This window comes from Streptomyces coeruleofuscus, assembly GCF_039532725.1.
GTDB classification, from domain to species: Bacteria; Actinomycetota; Actinomycetes; order Streptomycetales; family Streptomycetaceae; genus Streptomyces; species Streptomyces coeruleofuscus.
The window spans coordinates 161,974-182,288 of the sequence record NZ_BAAASE010000009.1 but is presented as its reverse complement, the minus strand read 5'-3'; the positions used below and the strand labels follow the sequence as shown (position 1 = coordinate 182,288).

General features: G+C 72.1%; 9 protein-coding genes and 1 pseudogene. 8 read left to right on the top strand and 2 right to left on the bottom strand.

Features of this window, described 5'->3' with window-relative positions:
• The first annotated feature begins 39 nt into the window (after positions 1 to 39).
• The 5 genes from ABFX81_RS31700 to ABFX81_RS31680 all read left to right on the top strand — a co-directional run bounded on the left by ABFX81_RS31700 (position 40) and on the right by ABFX81_RS31680 (position 14,248).
• Entirely contained in the window at positions 40 to 1,302 is a 1,263-nt protein-coding gene (locus tag ABFX81_RS31700; RefSeq protein WP_086848482.1) for an MFS transporter, read from the top strand.
• The gene (locus tag ABFX81_RS31695; protein ID WP_346139008.1) at positions 1,302 to 4,631 is read left to right on the top strand and encodes a type I polyketide synthase; all 3,330 of its coding nucleotides are present in this window, start codon (positions 1,302 to 1,304) and stop codon (positions 4,629 to 4,631) included. Before ABFX81_RS31700 ends, ABFX81_RS31695 begins: the two co-directional genes overlap by 1 nt.
• The gene (locus tag ABFX81_RS31690; RefSeq protein ID WP_346139007.1) at positions 4,628 to 11,983 is read left to right on the top strand and encodes a MupA/Atu3671 family FMN-dependent luciferase-like monooxygenase; all 7,356 of its coding nucleotides are present in this window, start codon (positions 4,628 to 4,630) and stop codon (positions 11,981 to 11,983) included. Before ABFX81_RS31695 ends, ABFX81_RS31690 begins: the two co-directional genes overlap by 4 nt.
• Before the next feature lie 180 nt (positions 11,984 to 12,163).
• Positions 12,164 to 13,369, top strand: a complete 1,206-nt coding sequence (locus tag ABFX81_RS31685; RefSeq protein ID WP_086847540.1) for a beta-1,3-glucanase family protein — start codon at positions 12,164 to 12,166, stop codon at positions 13,367 to 13,369.
• Positions 13,370 to 13,576: 207 nt separating this feature from the next.
• Complete coding sequence (locus ABFX81_RS31680; RefSeq protein ID WP_086847538.1) at positions 13,577 to 14,248, top strand: hypothetical protein; 672 nt, start codon at positions 13,577 to 13,579, stop codon at positions 14,246 to 14,248.
• Positions 14,249 to 14,457: 209 nt separating this feature from the next.
• Here the strand turns inward: ABFX81_RS31680 and ABFX81_RS31675 are convergent, their stop codons facing one another.
• Positions 14,458 to 15,180: a hypothetical protein gene (locus ABFX81_RS31675; RefSeq protein ID WP_086847536.1), complete on the bottom strand. Its 723-nt coding sequence runs from the start codon at positions 15,178 to 15,180 to the stop codon at positions 14,458 to 14,460.
• 322 nt (positions 15,181 to 15,502) lie between these two features.
• Here ABFX81_RS31675 and ABFX81_RS31670 point away from each other — a divergent pair, with 322 nt between their 5' ends.
• Positions 15,503 to 16,366, top strand: coding sequence for an endonuclease/exonuclease/phosphatase family protein (locus tag ABFX81_RS31670; protein ID WP_346139006.1), 864 nt, complete (start codon positions 15,503 to 15,505; stop codon positions 16,364 to 16,366).
• On the opposite strand, the gene ABFX81_RS31665 is transcribed toward ABFX81_RS31670, so the two are convergent.
• Positions 16,363 to 16,512, bottom strand: coding sequence for a hypothetical protein (locus ABFX81_RS31665; RefSeq protein ID WP_346139005.1), 150 nt, complete (start codon positions 16,510 to 16,512; stop codon positions 16,363 to 16,365). The two genes, ABFX81_RS31670 and ABFX81_RS31665, sit on opposite strands and share 4 nt — an antisense overlap.
• Before the next feature lie 69 nt (positions 16,513 to 16,581).
• Between ABFX81_RS31665 and bdeA the strand changes: the two genes are divergently transcribed.
• Together bdeA and ABFX81_RS31655 are read left to right on the top strand one after the other, a co-directional pair.
• Positions 16,582 to 17,511: a bis(hydroxyethyl) terephthalate hydrolase gene (gene bdeA, locus ABFX81_RS31660; protein ID WP_428837230.1), complete on the top strand. Its 930-nt coding sequence runs from the start codon at positions 16,582 to 16,584 to the stop codon at positions 17,509 to 17,511.
• 320 nt (positions 17,512 to 17,831) lie between these two features.
• Positions 17,832 to 19,436, top strand: a pseudogene (locus ABFX81_RS31655) (LuxR C-terminal-related transcriptional regulator); the annotation flags it as partial.
• Positions 19,437 to 20,315 lie beyond the last annotated feature (879 nt).

Sequence of the window (20,315 nt, the reverse complement as noted above, 5' to 3'; positions counted from 1 at the left end):
ACTCCAGTCACACCCTTCATGCAGACCAGGGGAAGGTGCATGAGGTACTTCCGTCTGCTCGTCCTGGGCAACGGCATTTCGGCGTACGGCAGTTACCTGAACATGGTGGCGCTGAACGTCTTCGTCTACGACGCCACCGGCAGCGCGCTGGCCGCCGGCCTCTTCATGGCCGTACGCCTGGCGACCAGTGTCGTGTCCGGCTGGGTGAGCGGGCGGCTCGTCTCCGTCCACGACCGCAAGCGCCTGATGGTCGGCGCCGACCTGTGCCAGGCCGTGGCCCTGCTGTCGCTGCTGCTCGCCCCCGACGGCACCCGCCCGGGGCTGCTGTACGTCCTGGCCGTGGTCACGGGCGGCTGCTCGACGCTCTCCCAGGTCGCCCTGCGCAGCAGCATCCCCGAGATCGTCGGCGCCGAGCACCGGGTCCGGGCCAACGGGCTGCTGGTGACGGGGCGTTCACTCGCCATGATCGCCGGGTTCGCCTCCTCGGGCGTGGTGGTCGCGGAGCTCGGCTACACGGCGGCGTTCGCGCTGGACGCCGGGACCTTCCTGGTCTCCGCGACCGTGCTGTCCCTGCTTCCCGTCCGCACCAGGGCGGCCACCGACGCCGCGGGCGGCGGCTCCGCGAAGGACTCCGGCGCCGCACGCTGGACGGCCCGGATGCTGCTGGGCACGGCACCGCTGCTGATGGCGATGATCGCCATCCGGGCGGTCGACGGGCTGGGCTCGTCCTCCCACAACGTCGCCCTCCCCATCTACTCCAGCAGCCTCGACCCTGACCATCCGGCCACGTTCATCAGCCAGTTCTGGGCCACCTGGGCCATCGGCAACATCGTCGCCCAGCAGGTGATCGGCCGGGTCACCAAGAAGACCGGGCGGACACCGGGGGAGCGGGCGTTCGCGCTCGGCGCCTGTGTGATGTCCGCCGGGTTCATCGTGGTCTTCAGCGGGCTGCCGACCGTGCCGGCCGTCATCGCGGCGCTCGTCGCCGGAGCCGCCGACGGATTCACCGAGATCGTCTACGTGTCGAGGCTCCAGACCGCCCCCGACGACCAGCGCGGCCGCCTCTTCGGGCTCACCGCCTCCGCCGAGAACGCCGGCTTCGGACTGGGCATGCTGGTCAGCGGCGCGCTCCTGGAGACCTTCTCGCCGCTCCAGGTGGTGGCCGCCTTCCACGGCCTCGCGATCGCCCTGTGCGCGGCACTGCTCCTGTGGCTGGTCAGCCGGGGCAGGACGACACCCGCCCCGCCCGCGGCGGAACCCGCCGGCCGCGACACACCGACCATGACGGAGGAACGCGGCTGATGAACGCCAGCGACCCGGACCCGCGGATGGCCGTCATCGGCATGGCCTTCCGGCTGCCCGGCGCCGACACGCCCGAGGACTTCTGGCGCATCATCCGGGACGGCACCGACCGCATCACCCGCTTCACCGACGAGGAACTCGCCGCCGCCGGTGTCCCCGCCGAGGAGTACGAGGCGGAGGACTTCGTCGGCGCCTCCGGCCTGCTGGACGACATCGCCGGCTTTGACGCGCAGCACTTCGGGATGAGCCCCCGCGAGGCCCGGCTCACCGACCCGCAGCAACGCCTGTTCCTGGAGTGCGCCCAGCACGCCCTGGAGAACGCCGGCTACCCGGACGAACGCGGCGGTTCCCGCGTCGGCGTCTACGCCAGCACCGGATACCACCTGTACACCTTCCAGAACTACCTGCTCAACAACGTCCTGCCCAGCCATCCCACGTCCGACTGGGCGGCGAACATGCAGATCACCGTCGGCAACTACGCCGACTTCGCCGCCACCCGCGTCGCCTACCGGCTGGGCCTGACCGGCCCCGCCGTCAACCTCCAGACGGGGTGCTCCAGTTCGCTGGTCGGCGTGCAGGCGGCCGCCCAGTCGCTGCTCATGGGCGACTGCGACATCGCCCTCGTCGGCGCCACCGCCGTCCACGTGCCGCAGGTCCTGGGCTACCGCCACGTCAAGGGCTCGATTCTGTCCAGGTCCGGCCGCCTGCGGGCCTTCGACGCCGGCGCCGACGGCACCGTGGGAGGCACCGGCGTCCTGGCCGTCGTACTGAAGCGGCTGGCCCGGGCGGTCGTCGACGGCGACACGATCCACGGTGTCATCCGCGGCTGGGGCGTCAGCAACGACGGCGCGGGCAAGTCGGCGTTCACCGCGCCGAGCGCCCAGGGCCAGCACGCCGCCATCCGCCAGGCGCTGCGACGCGCGGACGTCGGCGCGGACACCATCGGCTACCTGGAGACGCACGGCACCGGCACGCTCAAGGGCGACCCGATCGAGTTCGAGGGCGCGGCCGGTGCCTACCGCGAGGACACCGACCGCGCCGGCTACTGCGCCCTCGGCTCGGCCAAGGCCAACATCGGCCACCTCGACGCCGCCTCGGGACTGGCCGGACTCGTCAAGGTCCTGCTGGTCCTGCGGCACGGCGTGATCCCGCCGATGGCGAACTTCAGCGAGCCCAACCCCCTCATCGACCTCGACGGCAGCCCCTTCTACATCCCCCGGACCGCCCGGCCCTGGCCCGCGGGCGACACACCCCGCCGCGCGGGCCTCACCTCACTCGGCGTCGGCGGCACCAACGTCCACCTGATCCTGGAACAGGCCCCGGAACCCGCGCCCAGGACCGGCTCGGCCGCTCCTCCCGACGTGCTGCTCGTCTCCGGAAGCAGCCCGCAGGCCCTCGCGGACAACGCCCGGGCCTTCCGCGACCGGTTACGGCAGCCACCCGCACCGCACCTGTCGGACCTGGTCACGACCGCTGCCCTCGGCCGCACTCACGGCCGCCACCGTCTCGCGGCCCGAGGCTCCACCCCGGCAGCCCTCGCCGACGCCCTCGACGCCTGGCTCGCCGGAACCCCCGGAGCGGCGGTGACCACGGGGACGACCCCCGCGGAGGGCGCCCCGCGCGTGGCGTTCCAGTTCACCGGCCAGGGCAGCCACTACCCCGGCATGGCCGCCGCCCTCTACGCGCGTTTCCCCGCCGTGCGCGAGGTGCTCGACACCTGCGACCAGCACTACCGCGACCTCACCGGTGACTCCCTGCTCGCGGCGCTGTGCGGGGAGGACTCGGGGGAGGCGCCACTCGTGGGCACGGACACCGCTCAGCCCGCGCTGTTCGCCCTGCAATGCGCCCTCGTCCGGCTGTGGCGCGACTGCGGTGTCGAACCGTACGCCGTGACCGGGCACAGCGTCGGGGAGTACGCCGCGCTGCACACGGCCGGAGCCCTGTCGCTCGAGGACGGTCTGCGCCTGACCACCGAACGCGGCCGGCTGATGCGGCAGCGCTGCGCGCCCGGCGCGATGGTGGCCGCGCCGCTCGACCGGGCGAGCGCCCTCGCCCTGGCCGCGGAGGTTCCCGGACTGGAGGCGGCCGTGTCCAACGGGGACCGTGCCCAGGTCCTCGCCGGTCCCGTGGCCGCCGTCGATCGGGCGTGCGAACTGCTGGACGACCGCGGCACACCGGGTCAACGGCTGCCGGTGACCCGCGCCTTCCACACCGCCTCGATGGAACCGATGCTGGAGGAGTTCCGGAAGGTCCTCGACGATGTGGACTTCCGCCCGGTGCTGCTCCCGTTCGTCAGCGCCCTGGACGGTGTGACCCGCCCGCCCGGCTGGATCCCCGACACGGACCGCCTCCTCCGGCACACCCGCGAGCCCGTCCGGTTCGACGAGGCGTTGCGCGAGATCGGCGCCGAGCAGCCCGACCTACTGCTGGAGATCGGGCCGCACACCACTCTCAGCGGTCTGGCGCGCCGGGCCCTGCCGGGCGTACGGGCCCTGCCGTCCCTGCGGCGTGGCACCGGGCTCGGCGCCCTCTGGGGTGCGGCCGCGGGGCTGCTCTGCGCGGGAGCGGACGTCGCCTGGGAGACGCTCCTGGCCGGCAGCGGCGGCAGACGCGTCCCGCTGCCCGGATACCGATTCCAGCATCAGGACCACTGGACGGGGCCGGCGCCGACGGCCCTCAGCACGGGAACATCAGCGAGCAAGGGAGCCGAAGTGGTTCAGCAAGAGGCAGCGGTCGCACGAGTACTGCACAGCATCGTCGAGGCGACCGCCCGGCATCTCGGCGGGGATCCGTCGGCGATCGTCGGCGACGCGAACTTCTTCGACCTCGGCGCCGACTCCTTGCAGATGATCAGCGTGCTGCGGGAACTGGAACAGGAGCACCAGGTCAAGGTGACCATGCGGCAGCTGCTGGAGGAGACGGGCACGCCGCGGCGGCTCGCGGAGTTCATCGTGGCCCGTATGCCGGACGCGGGCAGCACGGCGGTGGACGCCGCGGGCGCGGGCTCCACCGGGGTGGGCGCATCGCAACCACGCGCCGCAGCCGACCCCGAGCCCGCGGTTGCCCCACCGGCGCCGGCGCCTGCTCCCGCACCAGCTCCCGCCGCGCCTCCTGCTCCCGCCCCGACTCCCGCGGCGCCTCCCGCTCCCGCCCCGGCCGCCGGTGCCCCGGCTCCGGAGTACGCGACCCGCGAGGAGCTGGAGGACCTGGCCGACAAGATCCAGCAGATGTCCCGGATACAGCTCCAGATGATGTCCCAGCTCTCCCAGCTGCTCGCGCTCCAGACGGCCTCGGTGACGGATCGGCTCAACGGCAGGGTGGCCAAGTGAGCGGGCTGAACGGCATATCCGCCGCACTGGACCGTGACCTGGCCGCGATGGAGGAGCTCTCCCAGCGGATCGCCCGGCAGATCGGCGACGGAACCCCCGGCCCGGAGCAGCGGTCCCCCGAACCGGCACGCGTCCACGGCCCTCGGGTGTCGGTCGCGAGGAACTCCGGCATGGTGCGGGACGCCTCCCCGCACACCCAGCAGAAGCATCTGGACGACCTGGTCCGCCGCTACACCGCCAGGACTCCCACCTCCAAGCAGATCGCCCAGCGCTACCGCCGCGTCCTGGCCGACAGCCGTGCCGTGGTCGGATTCCGCAGCGGCACGAAGGAGATGCTGTACCCGATCGCGGGCCGCCGGGCGAGCGGGGCGCGGCTGGAGGACGTCGACGGCAACGAGTACGTCGACATCACCATGGGCTTCGGCGTCCTCCTCTTCGGCCACGAGCCGGACTTCGTCACCGAGGCCGTACGCGAGCACCTGTCCCGCGGTATCCAGCTCGGCCCCCGCACCATCGAGACCGGCGAGGCGGCCGAACTCCTCGCCGAACTCACCGGACTGGAGCGCGTGGCCTTCGCCAACTCCGGCACGGAGGCGAACTCGGCGGCCATCCGCCTGGCCCGCGCCGCCACCGGCCGCGACAAGATCGTCACCTTCCTGGGCGCGTACCACGGCCACGCCGACAACGTCCTCGGCCGCGCCTCGGGCAGCGGCGCCGACCAGATCACCGTGCCCGTCTCCCGGGGCATCCCGCAGGCCTCCGTCTCGGATCTGCTGGTCCTCGACTACGGCAGCGACGCCGCCCTGGAGGCGATCACCCGGCACGCCGGCGACATCGCAGCGGTCGTCGTGGAGCCGGTGCAGAGCAGGCACCCCTCACTCCAACCGGCCGAGTTCGTCCGCAAGCTGCGGGAGCTGACCCGCCGCCACGGCATCGTGCTGCTCTTCGACGAGATGCTGACCGGTTTCCGCCCCGCCCCGCGCGGCGCGCAGGAGCTGTACGGCGTGACTCCGGACCTCGCCACGTTCGGCAAGCTCCTCGGCGGCGGCTTCCCCATCGGTGCCATCGCGGGCCGCGCCGACATCATGGACGGTGTCGACGGCGGCTACTGGTCGTACGGCGACGACAGTTACCCGCCCGCCGACACGACGTTCTTCGGCGGTACGTACATCCAGCACCCGGTGTCGATGGTCGCCGCCCGCGCTGTCCTCACGCACCTCAAGGAGCACAGTCCGCACCTCCAGGAGCGCCTGAACGCGCGGACCGCGGAACTGGCCGCGACGCTCAACGGCTTCTTCGAGGCCGAGGAGTACCCGCTGCGGATGACCCACTTCGGCTCCCAGTTCCGCTTCGAGCACCGGGCCGACATGGAGCTCCTCTACCACCACCTGATGCTGCGCGGCGTGCACGTCTGGGAGTGGCGCAACTTCTTCCTGTCCACGGCCCACTCGGACGGTGACATCGAGTTCGTGGCCGACGCCGTACGGGACTCGCTGCGCGAGCTGCGGTCGGCGGGGTTCTTCCCGGGCGGGCGGCCCGTGGTGCCCAAGGCCGCGCCTCCGTCCCCGGCTCCGGGGCTGTCTCCGGACCCGGCTCCGACTTCATCTCCGGACCCGGCACCCACCGTGGCGCCGGCGCGGACATCCGCCGCCCCCTTGGCGTCCATGGCCTGGAACACCGCGGCGGTCACCGGCTCCCGCACGGCGCGCGTGGTCGAAGCCGCCCCACGTACCGCCGAAACCGGCCCACGTACCGCCGACTTCAGCGTCTACTTCTTCGGCGACTACCCGCAGGACGCCTCGGCGCCCCGACACGGCCAGTACGAGCTCCTGATGGAGGTCGCCCGGTTCGCCGACCGGCAGGGTTTCCACGCGCTGTGGATGCCCGAGCGCCACTTCCACTCCTTCGGCGGCCTGTTCCCCAACCCGGCGGTGCTCGCGGCCGCGCTGTCCCGTGAGACCGAGCGCATCCGTCTCAACGCCGGGTCCGTCGTCCTGCCCCTCCACGACCCCATCCGGGTCGCGGAGGAGTGGTCGATGGTCGACAACCTCTCCGGCGGGCGCGTCGGTATCGGTGTCGCCAGCGGCTGGAGCTCCAAGGACTTCGCCTTCTTCCCGGACCGTTTCGGCCGGCACAAGGAGCTGATGTTCGAACAGCTGGAGGAGGTGCGCAGGTTCTGGCGCGGAGAGGCGGTGCGCCGCACCACCGGTGACGGCGAGGCCGCCGACCTGCGGCTCTTCCCACGGCCGGTGCAGGACGATCCGCCCATGTACACCGCGGTGGTCGGCAACCCCGCCTCGTACGAACTGGCCGCCCGCCACGGCCTGGGCATCGTCACCAACCTGATGACCCAGAGCGTCGAACAGCTCACGGAGAACATCGCCCGCTACCGGAGCGCACGGGCCCGGCACGGCCTGGACCCGGACGCCGGGCGGGTGGCCGTCCTGCTGCACACCTACCTCGCGGAGGACCACGACACCGCGAGGACGGAGGCGTACGAACCGCTGTCCCGCTACATGCGCGCGTCCCTGTCCCTGTTCAGCGGCGTCACCAACAGCCTCGGGCACAGCGTCGATCTGGCCGCGCTCAGCGAGGACGATCTCGAGGCCGTGTTCCACCGGGCCTACGGCCGCTACTGCGACCAGCGCGCCCTGATCGGCACGGTGGACACGGTCCGCCCGGTCGTGGACGCGGTGACCGCGGCGGGTGCCGACGAGATCGTGGCACTCGTCGACTTCGGTGTCGCACCCGACGAGCTGCGCTCGGGCCTGCCCCGCCTGGACGCACTGCGCCGCCGCCACCGCCGGCCGTCCACCGCCGAGCCGGCCCCCAGCGACGCCCCCTTGTCGCCCGGCCAGGAGCGGATCTGGTTCCTGGAGCGCCTGCTCCCGGGGCGTACCGCCTACAACGAGGTCAAGGCGGTGCGTCTCGACGGCCCCCTCGACGTACCCGCCCTGCACGCGGCACTCCGCGGGCTCGTGGCCCGGCACGAGGGGCTGCGCACCGTCTTCCGGGAGACCGGCGGTGAGCCGCGTCAGCTGGTACGGGCATCCGCCGAGCCCGACTTCGAGGTCGTGGACGGCACCGGCAACCCCCGGACCACCGTCCAGGACGTCCTGGCGGCCGAGAGCGCTCGCCGCTTCGACCTGGCGGAAGGCCCGCTGTTCGTCACCCGGCTCGTCAGGCTCGCCGAGGCGGAGCACGTCCTCGTCCTGTCCCTGCACCACATCGTGGTCGACGCGGCCTCGGCCACCGTCCTCGCCCGCGACCTGTCCGCCCTCTACCGGGCCGAACGCGACGGCACCACCCCCGACCTTCCGGCCCTCACCTGGAGCTGTGCCCAGCACGCGAGGGAACAGACGGCGTCGGCGAACAGCCCCGAGGCCGAAGCGAACCTGGCCCACTGGCGCCGCACCCTCGGCGGCGACCTGCCCGTCCTCGCCCTGCCCACCGACCGGCCGCGCCCGTCGCCGATGACCTCCAACGGCCGGGCGGCGTTCCACACACTCGACCCCGGACTCTCCGGCAGGCTGCGCGAGCTGAGCCGGGGCCGCCGCACCACCCTGTTCATGACGCTGCTCGCCGGGTACGCGGCGACGCTGCACAGGATCACCGGGCAGACGGACATCGTCGTCGGAACCCCGTTCTCGGACCGGACCGAGCGGGCCGAGCACGTGCTCGGGTTCTTCGTGAACACCCTCGCGCTGCGCTTCGACCTGTCCGGCGATCCGGCGTTCACCGCGCTGCTGGACCGGGTGCGTTCGGTCGCCCTCGACGCGTACGACCATGCGCGGGTGCCGTTCGAGAAGGTCGTGCGGGAACTCGCCCCGGCCAGGGCGGTCGACCGGACGCCGGTGTTCCAGACGTTCGCCGAGTTCCAGCGTGCCGAGCCGTTCCGTTTCGACCTGCCCGGTATCGAGGCCACACCGCTGGACGTGGGTCCGGACAAGGCGCTGACGGACCTCACCGTCTACTTCACCGACCAGCCGCAGGGCATCCGGTGCCATCTGGAGTACAACACCGACCTGTTCGACCAGCACACCGTCGAGGGGTTCTTCGCCACCTTCCGGGACCTGCTCACCGCCGCGGTCGCCACTCCCGAGGCCCCCCTGTCGCGGCTCGCCCCGGCCGCCGTCGAGACCGCCACCGTGGGGGAGTCCGTACCGCGGTCCTGGCAACGCGGCCCGGCCCGCCCGCCCGCGGACACCACCGTGCACGCCCTCGTCGCCCGGCAGGCAGCCGTGCGACCGGACAGTACGGCCGTGATCAGCGGCGGCAGCCGCCTCACCTATCGCGAACTGGACGAGCGCGCAGGACAGTTGGCCGCAGTCCTGCGCGGGCAGCACAGCACAGCCGACGGTGACGCCGACGTGGTGGCGCTGTGGCTGCCACGCTCCGCCGACCTCGTCGTCGCCATGCTCGCCGCGCTCAAGGCGGGCCGCGCCTATGTGCCGCTCGATCCGTCCCTGGGGCGGGCACGCGCCGAGCAGGTCGTCGCCGAGTGCGGGGCCCGGACCGTGGTGTCCACGCACGACGAGGCCGCCGCGCTGAACCTGCCCGGGCACGTGACTGTCGTACCGGCCGATGCGACCGGCCGCACTGACCCGCCTGCCACCATGCCCGCCTCCGACACCCGGTCCCCGTGCTGCGTCCTGTACACCTCGGGCAGCACCGGCACTCCCAAGGGCGTCGTGCTGACGCACCGCGGCGTGGTCGACCTGTGCGAGTGGCAGCACCGGCGCTTCGCCTTCACCCCGGCCGACCGCAGTGCCGTGGTGTGCAGCCAGAGCTTCGACGCCTCGGTTCTGGAGATATGGCCGGCGCTGACCGCGGGAGCGTCGGTCACGATCGCCGGCGAGGAACCGCGCAGGGATCCGCTCGCCCTGGCCCGGTGGTACGCCGAGCAAGGAGTCACCTTCTCCATCCTCCCCACCGCCCTGGGCGAACAAGTACTCCGCCTGCCCCCGGCAGACCAGCCGCCACTGCGTCACCTGCTGCTCGGTGGCGACGTCCTGCGCACCCGCCCGCGGCCCGAGGCGCCGTACGAGACGGTGAACGTGTACGGGCCCACCGAGGTCACCGTCCTGTGCACCACCGAGACCGTGTCCCCGCGCGAGCAGGACCCCGCCCGTCCCATCGCGCTGGGGCGCCCCGCCGACAACGTGACGCTGAGCGTGGTCGACGCCGCCGGCAGCCCGGTGGCCGTGGGCACGACGGGGGAGTTGTACGTCGGCGGCCCCGGCGTCGCGCGCGGCTATCTGCACCGCCCCGAACTCACCGAGGAGCGTTTCCTGCCGGACCCCGACGGCGGCCCGGACGCCCGCAGGTACCGCACCGGCGACCTGGTCCGCTGGACGGGCGACGGAAAACTGGAGTTCTGCGGCCGGGCCGACGACCAGGTCAAGATCCGTGGCTTCCGGGTCGAGCCGGAGGAGGTCTCCCGCGTGCTCAACGCCCTGGACGGCGTGCGCGAGGCGGCCGTGCTGGCCCGCCGCAACGACCGGGGAGAGGCGTATCTGGCGGCCTACGCCGTCCCCGCCGACCCGATCGGCGCCTCGGCCGACGACCGGCAGGCGCTCGCCGACCTCCTGGCCGAGGAACTGGCCACACGGCTCCCGGAGTACCTGGTGCCGCGCGCCTGGCGGATCCCGACCGCCCTGCCCCTGACGGGCAACGGCAAGCTGGACCGCACCGCGCTGCCGGCGCCCGACCTCGTCACCACGGCACCCTCCCGCAGGCAGAGCGGCACCGGCGGGGACCGGGCGTCCGGCCATCACTCGGACATCGAACGGCGCGTACGACGCCTGTGGGCAGCCGAGTTCGGCATCGACGCCGACACCGTCACGGCCGACACCTCCTTCTTCGACCTGGGGGGCCACTCGATCACCGCGATGCGGCTGGTCAACCAGGTCCGGGAGGAGTTCGGCACCGAGTACCCGATGCTGAGCTTCTACCAGGAGCCGACGCTGCGGGCCATGACGACCCACCTGGCCGAAACGCTCACGGAGATGACACCGGGCCCGGCCGCCGAGGCCAAAGACGCCCCCGGCACGGTGGAGCACAGCGCACCCGCCACCGCCCAGCAGACCCGCTTCGCCACGGTGCACGCCGAACACCCCCTCCCGCAGGTCTTCAACGTCGCCCTGCGGATCACCCTCTCCGGAGACCTGGACGTCGCGGCCCTGCGCACCGCCCTGACCCGGCTCGTCGAACGGCACGAGGGACTGCGGACCCGCCTGTCCCGCAGCGGGAACGGCTGGGAACAGCAGGTCCTGCGGCCCGGCCCGGTCCAGTTGCCGATCGAGGACCTCACCGCACGCCCCGAGTCCGAGCGGCAACGGGCCCTGGACCAGGCGAGCACCCGGGCCGCCGAAACTCCCGTCGACCCCACCCGCGGCACACCGATGGCCCTGCGGCTGCTGCGCACCGGCGAGCACACCTGGGTGCTGCTCCTCGTCCTGCACCACTCCGCGTGCGACGGATGGTCCGTCAGCCTGCTGCTGAAGGAACTGGCCGCGCTCTACGGCTCCGCCCTGCGGGGAGAACCCCACACCCTGCCACCCGTGCAGTGCCAGCCGGCCCAGTACGCCCGTTGGCAGCGGGAACAGGCCGACGGGGCGACCGACGAACGCAAGCTGGACTTCTGGCTGCGCGAGCTCGACGGCGTGCCGTTCACGGTCGGCCTGCCCGTGGACCGGCCCCGGCCCGAGCACCCGAGCGGCCGGGGCGGCGCCGTGATGTTCACGGTCCCCGCCGATGTGCGCTCTGCCGTCGAACACCTCGCGCGGCAGCGGGGCACGACGCCGTTCGTCGTCACCGCGGCCGCCCTCGGCCGGCTGCTCGCGCAGAAGTCCGGGCAGTCCGACGTGGTGTTCAACATCTCCTACGCCAACCGTGAGCGCCGCGCGTTCGAATCCTTGCTGGCCTGCACGATCTCCGGCTTCGCGCTTCCGGTGCGGGGCGGCGCGGCCGGTGCCTTCGCCGCCCTGACGGACCGCGTCGCCCGTACGGCGGTGGAGTGCATGGACCAGGCCATGCCGGTGCGCCGGATCGCCCCCGCGTTGCAGGAGCGCACGGGCGTCGAGGTACCGGACCGGCTGGACGTCGGCTTCGCGTACCAGAGCTCCCTGGACGCCGAGGTGGAACTGCCCGGCCTGACCACAGCGGTGGAGGACCTGGCCCCCGCCGCGTCCCGCACGTTGCTCACCTTCGGTCTCGTCCCGGCCGGCGACGAACTGAAGGGCTTCGTCGAGTACTCGGCCGACCTGTGGGACCGCACCACGATCGAGGCCTGGACCCGCGACTACGTCGACCTCCTCCGCGAGGAGACCGACCGGGCACTCGGGCGCTGACCCCCTGTCCGTGACGCCGCCCCCAGGCGGTCGGCGTCACGGACAGCCATGCCGGACCATGGGACGGACGCACAACCGCGCATCTGTCCCGGCGCATTGACAGGTCCGGACCAAAGCGGCACGCTCTGAGAGCGCTCTCACCCCTTCCCGGATCGGCCACCTGTCGAACGGAGACAGAGCATGTTACGCACTCTCAGACGCAGCCTCGCGGCTGTCGGGCTGTCCCTCGCCACGGCCCTGACCGGCTCACTTCTCGCGACCGCAGCGAGTACACCGGCCCACGCCGCCGTCCCGGCGACGATCCCCCTGAAGATCACCAACAACTCGGCCCGCGGCGAGCAGGTATACATCTACAACCTCGGCACCGAACTGTCGACCGGACGGCAGGGCTGGGCCGACGCGAACGGCACGTTCCACCCCTGGCCGGCAGGCGGCAACCCGCCGACTCCCGCCCCCGACGCGTCGATCCCGGGCCCGGCAGCGGGCCAGTCGACAACGATCCGCATGCCGAAGTTCTCCGGCCGCGTGTATTTCTCCTACGGCCAGAAGCTGGTGTTCAGACTCACCACCGGCGGCCTGGTCCAGCCCGCCGTGCAGAACCCGACCGACCCCAACAGGAACATCCTGTTCAACTGGTCGGAGTACACCCTCAACGACGCCGGTCTGTGGATCAACAGCACACAGGTCGACATGTTCTCCGCACCGTACGCGGTGGGAGTGCAGCGAGCCGACGGAACCACGGCATCCACCGGGCGCCTCAAGCCCGGCGGCTACCAGGGCTTCTTCAACGCCCTCAGAGGACAGCCCGGAGGCTGGGCCAACCTGATCCAGACCCGCCCCGACGGCACCGTACTGCGCGCCCTGTCCCCGCTGTACGGCCTGGAGACCGGGGCACTGCCGGCCACCGTCATGGACGACTACGTCAACCGCGTCTGGCAGAAGTACTCCACCTCGACCCTGACGGTCACCCCGTTCGCCGACCGGCCGGGCACGAGGTACTACGGCCGCGTCTTCGGCAACGTCATGCGCTTCACCGACGGCGCCGGCACCACCGTCACCAGCTTCGAAAAGCCGGACGCCTCATCGGTCTTCGGCTGCCACAGAAAGCTCGACGCACCCAACGACCAGGTCCGCGGCCCGATCTCACGCACCCTGTGCGCCGGCTTCAACCGCTCCACCCTGCTGACCAACCCCAACCAGCCCGACTCCAGCGCCGACGCCTTCTACAAGGACAACGTCACCAACCACTACGCCCGCAAGACCCACGCCCAGATGGCCGACGGGAAGGCGTACGCCTTCGCCTTCGACGACGTGGGCCACCACGAGTCCCTCGTGCACGACGGCAACCCGCGCCAGGCCTACCTCACCCTCGATCCCCTCAACTGATCTGCGCCCTGCTCCCCAACTCCGGGCTCAAATCGCTCTGTTGACTCTTCATCATTTCTGGAAATCAATTACAACTTTGCTTTTCCTTGGTGTAGATGGACTGCGGTTTACGTGAGCCTCATGGGCACCAGGCGGTGACTGAACACCCTCCTGTAAAAGGGAGGGTGTGGTCACTGTCCCCCCATGCAAGGGTGAGAGGCACCAACCATGACGAAGAACCGCACACTGCGCTACGGCAGCCGCACGCTGGCGTTGACGGCGACCGCGCTCGGAGTGATCGCGACGGCCGTCCCCGCGGCGGCTGAGGAACAGCCCACCGCGGAGCAGATCATGGCCGACTGCGCGTCCGGGGAAGGCAAGTGCACCTTCAACTCCCCAGGCATCGGCCAGGCCTACCTCGGCGAGCCCCGCCAGGTCTCCGAACTGCTCTACAACTGCACCGACTCGCCCGCCTCCCAGTCGATGTCCTGGGCCGACACCGTCGGCTCCTCCCATTCGGTGGGCGGCTCGGTCACGGCGGGCGGAGGCATCGAAGGCATCATCACGGCCAGTGTGACCGCGACGTACAACTACACGTGGCAGAGCACGCACACGGAGACGAGTTCCTTCACCGTGAACGTGCGGCCCGGAGAAGTCGGCTGGATCTCCCGCGCCCAGGTGATGCAGCGGATAACCGGCACCTGGCAGACCCACTACGACGACCCCAAGTGGGGCCACTACTACTGGTTCGTCCCCGACGTGGTCACCGGCCCGGCCCCGAACGGCACGGACGGCAAGCACAGCGCGGTCGTGGTCAAGTCCCGCAAGATGACGAGCGAGGAAAAGAAGCTGTGCACCACCGGTTCCACCCAGGACAAGCTCTTCACCCGCGGCAGCTGATCCCGGCGCCTCCGCGAGGGGGGCGACGAGTAAGGCAGTGAGCGAGAGCGAGTTGTGCGACGCCGTCGGCACCCAGGGGCGCCGACGGCCGTCCACCGCGTCCTGCGTCGGCAAGCAGGCCTCGTGGGCCTGACTGGCCTGCCGGCCGCACTGACGCCCCGGCATCGCCGCGATGTCATTCAGCGTGCGTGCACACTGCTGACGCTCTGTCAGTTCTCGGAGTTCTCCGGCTGTGCCTCGTTGTCGGACGCGGTCGTCGGCTCCGACGCGGAGGCGGTGTAGAAGACGGACCGACCCTGCTTGGTGCGCTCGGCCTGGCTCTTGGCGACCAGTGCCTCGAGCGTGACGCGCACGACCTTGGTCGCGATGTCGCGATCGGGGTGAGCCTGGTTGAGCGCCGCGGAGACCTCCGCAGCGGAGCGCGGTTCCTTCTGCTCGGCGAGGTGGTGGCGAATGAGCTCGACCAGGGTGGGCTGAGCCGCCTTCGTGGCACCCGCGGCCTTGGTCTCGGGCTTTCCGGCTGCCTTCGCGGTACCCGCAGTCTTGGTCTCGGGCTTTCCGGCTGCCTTCGTGGCACCCGCAGTCTTGGCCTCGGGCTTTCCGGCTGCCTTCTTCCGAGGACGGGTGGTGGTGGACTTGCGTGCCTTCTGCTTCCCGTCGGGCGTGGCGCCGGCCTTCCCCCGCCGTGGCGAGGGCACCGTGGCGCTCTGAGTCTCGGCAGCGGGCTCGGCCGGGGCCGCTTCGATGCCGAGTGCCTGCCGCATGTTCACCAGCACGGAGTGGTCACGCTGCAGGGCGACGAGCTGCTCCTGCAATGAGGCGATCTCCGCACTGATCCGTTCCTGCTCCTTGAGGTTCGCCTCCAGGTCTCCGGTCACCTGGGCGATGTACTGCGATGCCAGTTCGGTGGCGGGAGTTGTTGTCTCGGGCATGGTGCTGACCTTTCCTCGGCGGGTGGCCGTGCTGCGGGCGAAGCTTCTCCGGGCTTCTCCGGGGGCGAGGTCTCGGCCGGCCTGGCAGGACATCGCGCGTGCCGCAGGGTGCCTTCGTGTAGAGATAGTACGGACAGGTGGAGCCGGTTGTTCGCACCGTGTTGTGTCAGGCGCCCGTCGTGGTCCTCGATGTGTTGGTGTCAGCGTGCCAACGCGGCAGTAAGCGGATATGAGTTCGTGCCTGCCCCGGCCTGTAATGGGTGAAGCATGTACTGCTGTCGCTCCCGTCCCATAACCTCGTGCCTGGGGGACGACGGATGCCATGTGCAGGGACACTGAGGAGGCGACGGTGTTCGGAAGGGCCACGCGGTTGTTCGCGGGCGCCATGACCGTGGTCTGCATGATGCTCCTCGGCCCCAGCGCACCAGGCGGTCCCGTCTTCGGCAGGTCACTGCCCATCGCTGCCGTCAGGGATGCCGTGCCGAACCGGGTCATGACGTGGAACATCTGCAATCCCTGCGAGGTGAGCAACGTCGACCGGGCGGCGGAGATCGCCGCCTACGCGCCGCAGGTCATCGGTCTTCAGGAAGCGTGCGTGCGTGACGTCGAGAGGATCCGGGACTATCTGGAGAGCCTTCACGGGCTGGTTTACCACGTCGAGTACGGGATGGTTCTTCAGAACTGGGGCCGCTGCGGGGGACTGCCGTGGAGTCCGGGGTCCTTCGGCCAGGCGGTTCTCTCGGCGGCACCCATGACGGACCGCGTCCACGTGGAATACCCCGACGGCGGATCCGAGGACCGTGGGTACATGGCAGTCACGACCACGGTGGGCGGCCAGCGGGTCCGCGTCTTCAACACGCACCTCGCCCAACGACGTCAGGAAGAAGTCCGCGCGGACCAGACGGCGGTACTGGCAACCGAAGTCGCCCGGCACGACCGCGCGATCGTGCTCGGCGATTTCAACGCCGTACCGGATGCTCCCGAACTCGCCCGGATGTGGGCACTGGGCACGGATGCGGACCCTCAGTGCCGTCCCTCGCCCGCGGGCACGTGTGAGGTGACCACCGACTGGCACCTCAAGTTCGACTACGTCTTCCTGCGAGGCATCGCCCCGCTCAGGCACCGCGTGCAACCCAGCGCGTACTCGGACCACCATATGTTTCACACCGACGTGGCCTTGAGTTAGCGCGCTTCCGGATCCCTCGCGATCACGCCGGGCAGCGGGGCGACTTCCCGCAGCCCGAGGTGACCGGTGACATTGCCGGTCCGCGCGCGGGTGCCGGTCCTCGACAGTGGCACGGCCAGCCCGATGGCGGTGCCCTCCGCGGGCACGCTGCGGACTCCCCAGGTCCCGCGTGCCCGTGGCACGAGTCGCCGCCATGACAGAGAGGACGACTCGTCGTGCGACTCCGCCCCCACACCGACCCACCCACCCATCCCTCCGGCTCCCTCCGGCACCGGACCGGGCGACTGGCCGGCACCGCCGCGGCGCTCGCCGTCCTCGTCGGCCTGGGGCCCCTGGCCGGCCCGGGAGCCCACGCCGCCGACAACCCCTACGAGCGCGGCCCCGCCCCCACCACATCCAGCATCGAGGCGCCGCGCGGCCCGTACGCCGTGTCGCAGACGTCCGTCTCCTCGCTGTCCGTCACGGGATTCGGCGGCGGCACCATCTACTACCCGACGAGCACCAGCGACGGCACGTTCGGCGCGGTGGCCATCTCTCCCGGCTACACCGCCTACGAGTCGTCGATCGCCTGGCTGGGACCGCGCCTGGCCTCGCAGGGCTTCGTGGTGTTCACCATCGACACGCTCACCACGGTCGACCAGCCCGACTCCCGCGGACGTCAGCTCCTGGCCGCCCTGGACCACCTCACCGAGCGCAGCTCGGTGCGCGGCCGCGTCGACGCCTCCCGCCTCGGCGTGATGGGCCACTCGATGGGCGGTGGCGGCAGCCTGGAGGCCGCCAAGTCGCGTCCCGGCCTCCAGGCGGCGATCCCGCTGACGCCGTGGAACCTCGACAAGACCTGGCCCGAGGTCACCACTCCGACCCTCATCTTCGGAGCCGACGGGGACTCCATCGCGCCCGTCTCGTCCCACGCCGAACCCTTCTACTCGAGCCTGTCCTCCTCGCTCGACCGGGGCTATCTGGAGCTGAACTCGGCGACGCACTTCACGCCCAACTCGTCGAACACGACGATCGCGAAGTACAGCATTTCCTGGCTCAAGCGGTTCATCGACAACGACACCCGCTACGAGCAGTTCCTGTGCCCGCTGCCCCGGCCGAGCCTGACCATCGAGGAGTACCGCGGCAACTGCCCGCACGGTTCCTGACACCCGAGCCCCGGGATGCGCGGCCTCGGTGACGAGGGGACCGGCTGCGGGCGCGTGCGACGCGTCCGCAGCCGGGTCGTGCCGGGGCACGGCCGAGACGACCGGCCGTTGGGCGCCGGCACAATCCGTCCACCGGCCGTGTCCGGTCAACGCGCAGGTGAACCCGCGGATGTGCGCGCGAGGATGCGCGGACGTCAGCCTTCCGGTCTTCACTACGCGCAAGTAACCTCCCGGGAATGAACGGAGACGGAAGCCGTGTGCGGACGGCTCCCCCCATCGGGGGCCGGATCGGAGGAGACAGCGCCGGGCCGGCGGCCGCGGACCGCGGCCGTGCCGCACTCGCGCGCGGGAGGCGGCAGCTGTTCGACGGGCCGGTGGGCGACGCCCGCGCGTCCCTGCTGCTGGCCGCGTCCTTGCTGGCCGCCGACGCCCCGGACAGTGCCGAGGCCGCACGCCTCGCCGCCGCGGACGCCGCCTGGGCGACGGGTGACGTCATGCTCTGTCTGACCACTCTCGACGGCACGGACACGGCAGGGCGCGCGGGCGGGTACGCAGGACTGGTCACCGCCGCCGCCACCGACAGGGCCGCCGCGGGCCAGGACGGTGCCCCGACGACAGGACGAGACACCGACCGCCCGGCCTCGCCCGACCCCACGGACGCCGCTGTTCCTCCGGCTGGGAGCGGCCCGCCCGAGCCGTCCGGCGGGCCGGGACCGGGGTGGGCACGCGACGCATTCGTGCGGGACTACCGCGACGGCATGCGGGCCCTGCTCGCCCGGACCCCCGACCGCGCCGCCGGACCGCTGCGGCGCGTGCTGGACCAGGCGCGCACCGACGGCCGGACGGACCGCCTGCTGCGCGCGGCGGCGGCTGCCCTGCTGCTCGGGGACGTCCGCGCGGCCCGCTCCGCCGGTGCCCGCGCCCTCGCGGCCGCCCGCGACGCGGACTGCCCCGCGGCCGAGGCCCGGGCCCTCGAATACCTGGCCTACGGCGAACTGCGCGCCGGCTGCCACGCGCAGGCACGCACCCATGCCGAGGAGGGTGTCCGGGCCGCGCTGGCGGCCGGGTACCGCAACACGGCCGCCAGCCACCACGCCATGCTCGCCCTGGCGGCCTCCATCGAGGGGGACACCGCCATGGTCGCGCGTCACGCCTCGGTGGCCCTGACCACCGCCCGCCGTCACGGCTTGGCCCAGACGGCGACCCTCGCGGAGTGGGCCACCGCCCGAGCCGACCTGGCCCGCGGCCGTCCCCTGGACGCCTACGACCGGCTCGGCCCGCTCGTCGGGCCCGGGCCCCGGCGCGGCCACTTCGCCGTGTGGATGCTGGCCCTGCCCTGCTACGTGGAGGCCGCGGTGCTGGCCGGACACCCCCAGGACGCGAGTACGGTCCTCGCCGACCTCGCCCGGTGGGCGGCCTTCGGCGTCGACCCGCACGCGCCGGCCCAGCTCGCCCGCTGCCGCGCCCTGCTCGCCCCCGATGACCGCGCCGACGACCTCTACCTGCGGGCGCTGGCCCTGCACGACGAGAGGGGCGGCGACTTCGAACGTGCCCGCACCGAGCTCCTCTACGGCCGGTGGCTGCGGCGCCGCCGCCGCTTGAGGGAGGCCCGGAGCCGGCTCGGAGCCGCCCTGGTCGGCTTCGAGCGCTGCGGCGCCGGCGCCTGGGCCGACCAGACCAGGGGCGAGCTGCGCGCCAACGGAGCCGCGTCCGTGACGGAGGCGGCCGGAGGGCTGTCGCGGCTGACGCCCCAGCAACTGCGTATCGCACGCTACGTGGCCGAGGGAGCCACCAACCGGGAGGTGGCCCAGCGGCTGGCCGTCAGCACCCGCACGGTCGACTACCACCTGCGCAACGTCTTCGCCGCCCTCGGCGTACGCTCCCGCATGGAACTGGCCCGCATGGTCGACCAGGAGAGCCGCTGAGCCCTCGCCGGGAGGCGGGCCCCAGCGGTCCGTGCTGAGGAAATCCCGGTGGTCCGCCCGGGGGCGAGACTCCCGGTGGTCCGCCCGGCGGGCTTCCCAGTGGTCTGCCAGGAGGCGTTTCCGGTGGTCTGCCCGGAGAGGGCTCGGTGGTGTGCCTGGCGGGGATCTCAGTGGTCTGCCCGGCGGGGGCCTTGCCGGTCCGTGCTGAGGAGGGCCTGGTGGTCCGCCCGGGGGCGAGACTCCCGGTGGTCCGCCCGGCGGGCTTCCCAGTGGTCTGCCAGGAGGCGTTTCCGGTGGTTTGCCCGGAGAGGGCTCGGTGGTGTGCCTGGCGGGGATCTCAGTGGTCTGCCCGGCGGGGGCCTTGCCGGTCCGTGCTGAGGAGGGCCCGGTGGCCTGCCGGGGGATTCCGGTGGTCAGCCTGGCGGGGGCCTCAGTGGTCTGCCGGGCGGGGGTTTTGGCGGGGTCCGCCTGGAGGGGCCTAGCGGTCCGCGCCGAGGAGGGCCCGGCGGCCCGCCCGGAGGAATCCCTGTGGTCCGCCCGGCGGGGATCTCGGTGCTCTGCCTGGAGGCGCTCCCGGTGGCCTGCCCGGAGGGGGTCTCAGTGGTCTGCCCGGCGGGGGTCCGCCGGTCCACGCTGAGGAGGCCCGGCTGCCTGCCGAGGGATCCCGGTGGTCCGCCTGGCTGGGTTCTCAGTGGTCTGCCGGTCGGGGGTTTTCGCGGGGTCCGCCCGGAGGAGCCCAGCCGTCCGTGCCGAGGATGGCCCGGCGGCCCGCCCGGGGGGAATGCCGGCGGTCCGACCGGCGGAAGTCTTGGCGGTCGCCCGGAGACGTTCCCTGCGGTCCGCCAAGCGGGGACCTTGCGGTCCGCCGGAGGAAGCCCC

Coding starts and splice junctions, on each gene's coding strand:
- ABFX81_RS31700 (WP_086848482.1), top strand. CDS start 40: ATGAGGTACTTCCGTCTGCTCGTCCTGGGCAACGGCATTTCGGCGTAC.
- ABFX81_RS31695 (WP_346139008.1), top strand. CDS start 1,302: ATGAACGCCAGCGACCCGGACCCGCGGATGGCCGTCATCGGCATGGCC.
- ABFX81_RS31685 (WP_086847540.1), top strand. CDS start 12,164: ATGTTACGCACTCTCAGACGCAGCCTCGCGGCTGTCGGGCTGTCCCTC.
- ABFX81_RS31680 (WP_086847538.1), top strand. CDS start 13,577: ATGACGAAGAACCGCACACTGCGCTACGGCAGCCGCACGCTGGCGTTG.
- ABFX81_RS31675 (WP_086847536.1), bottom strand. CDS start 15,180: ATGCCCGAGACAACAACTCCCGCCACCGAACTGGCATCGCAGTACATC.
- ABFX81_RS31670 (WP_346139006.1), top strand. CDS start 15,503: ATGTGCAGGGACACTGAGGAGGCGACGGTGTTCGGAAGGGCCACGCGG.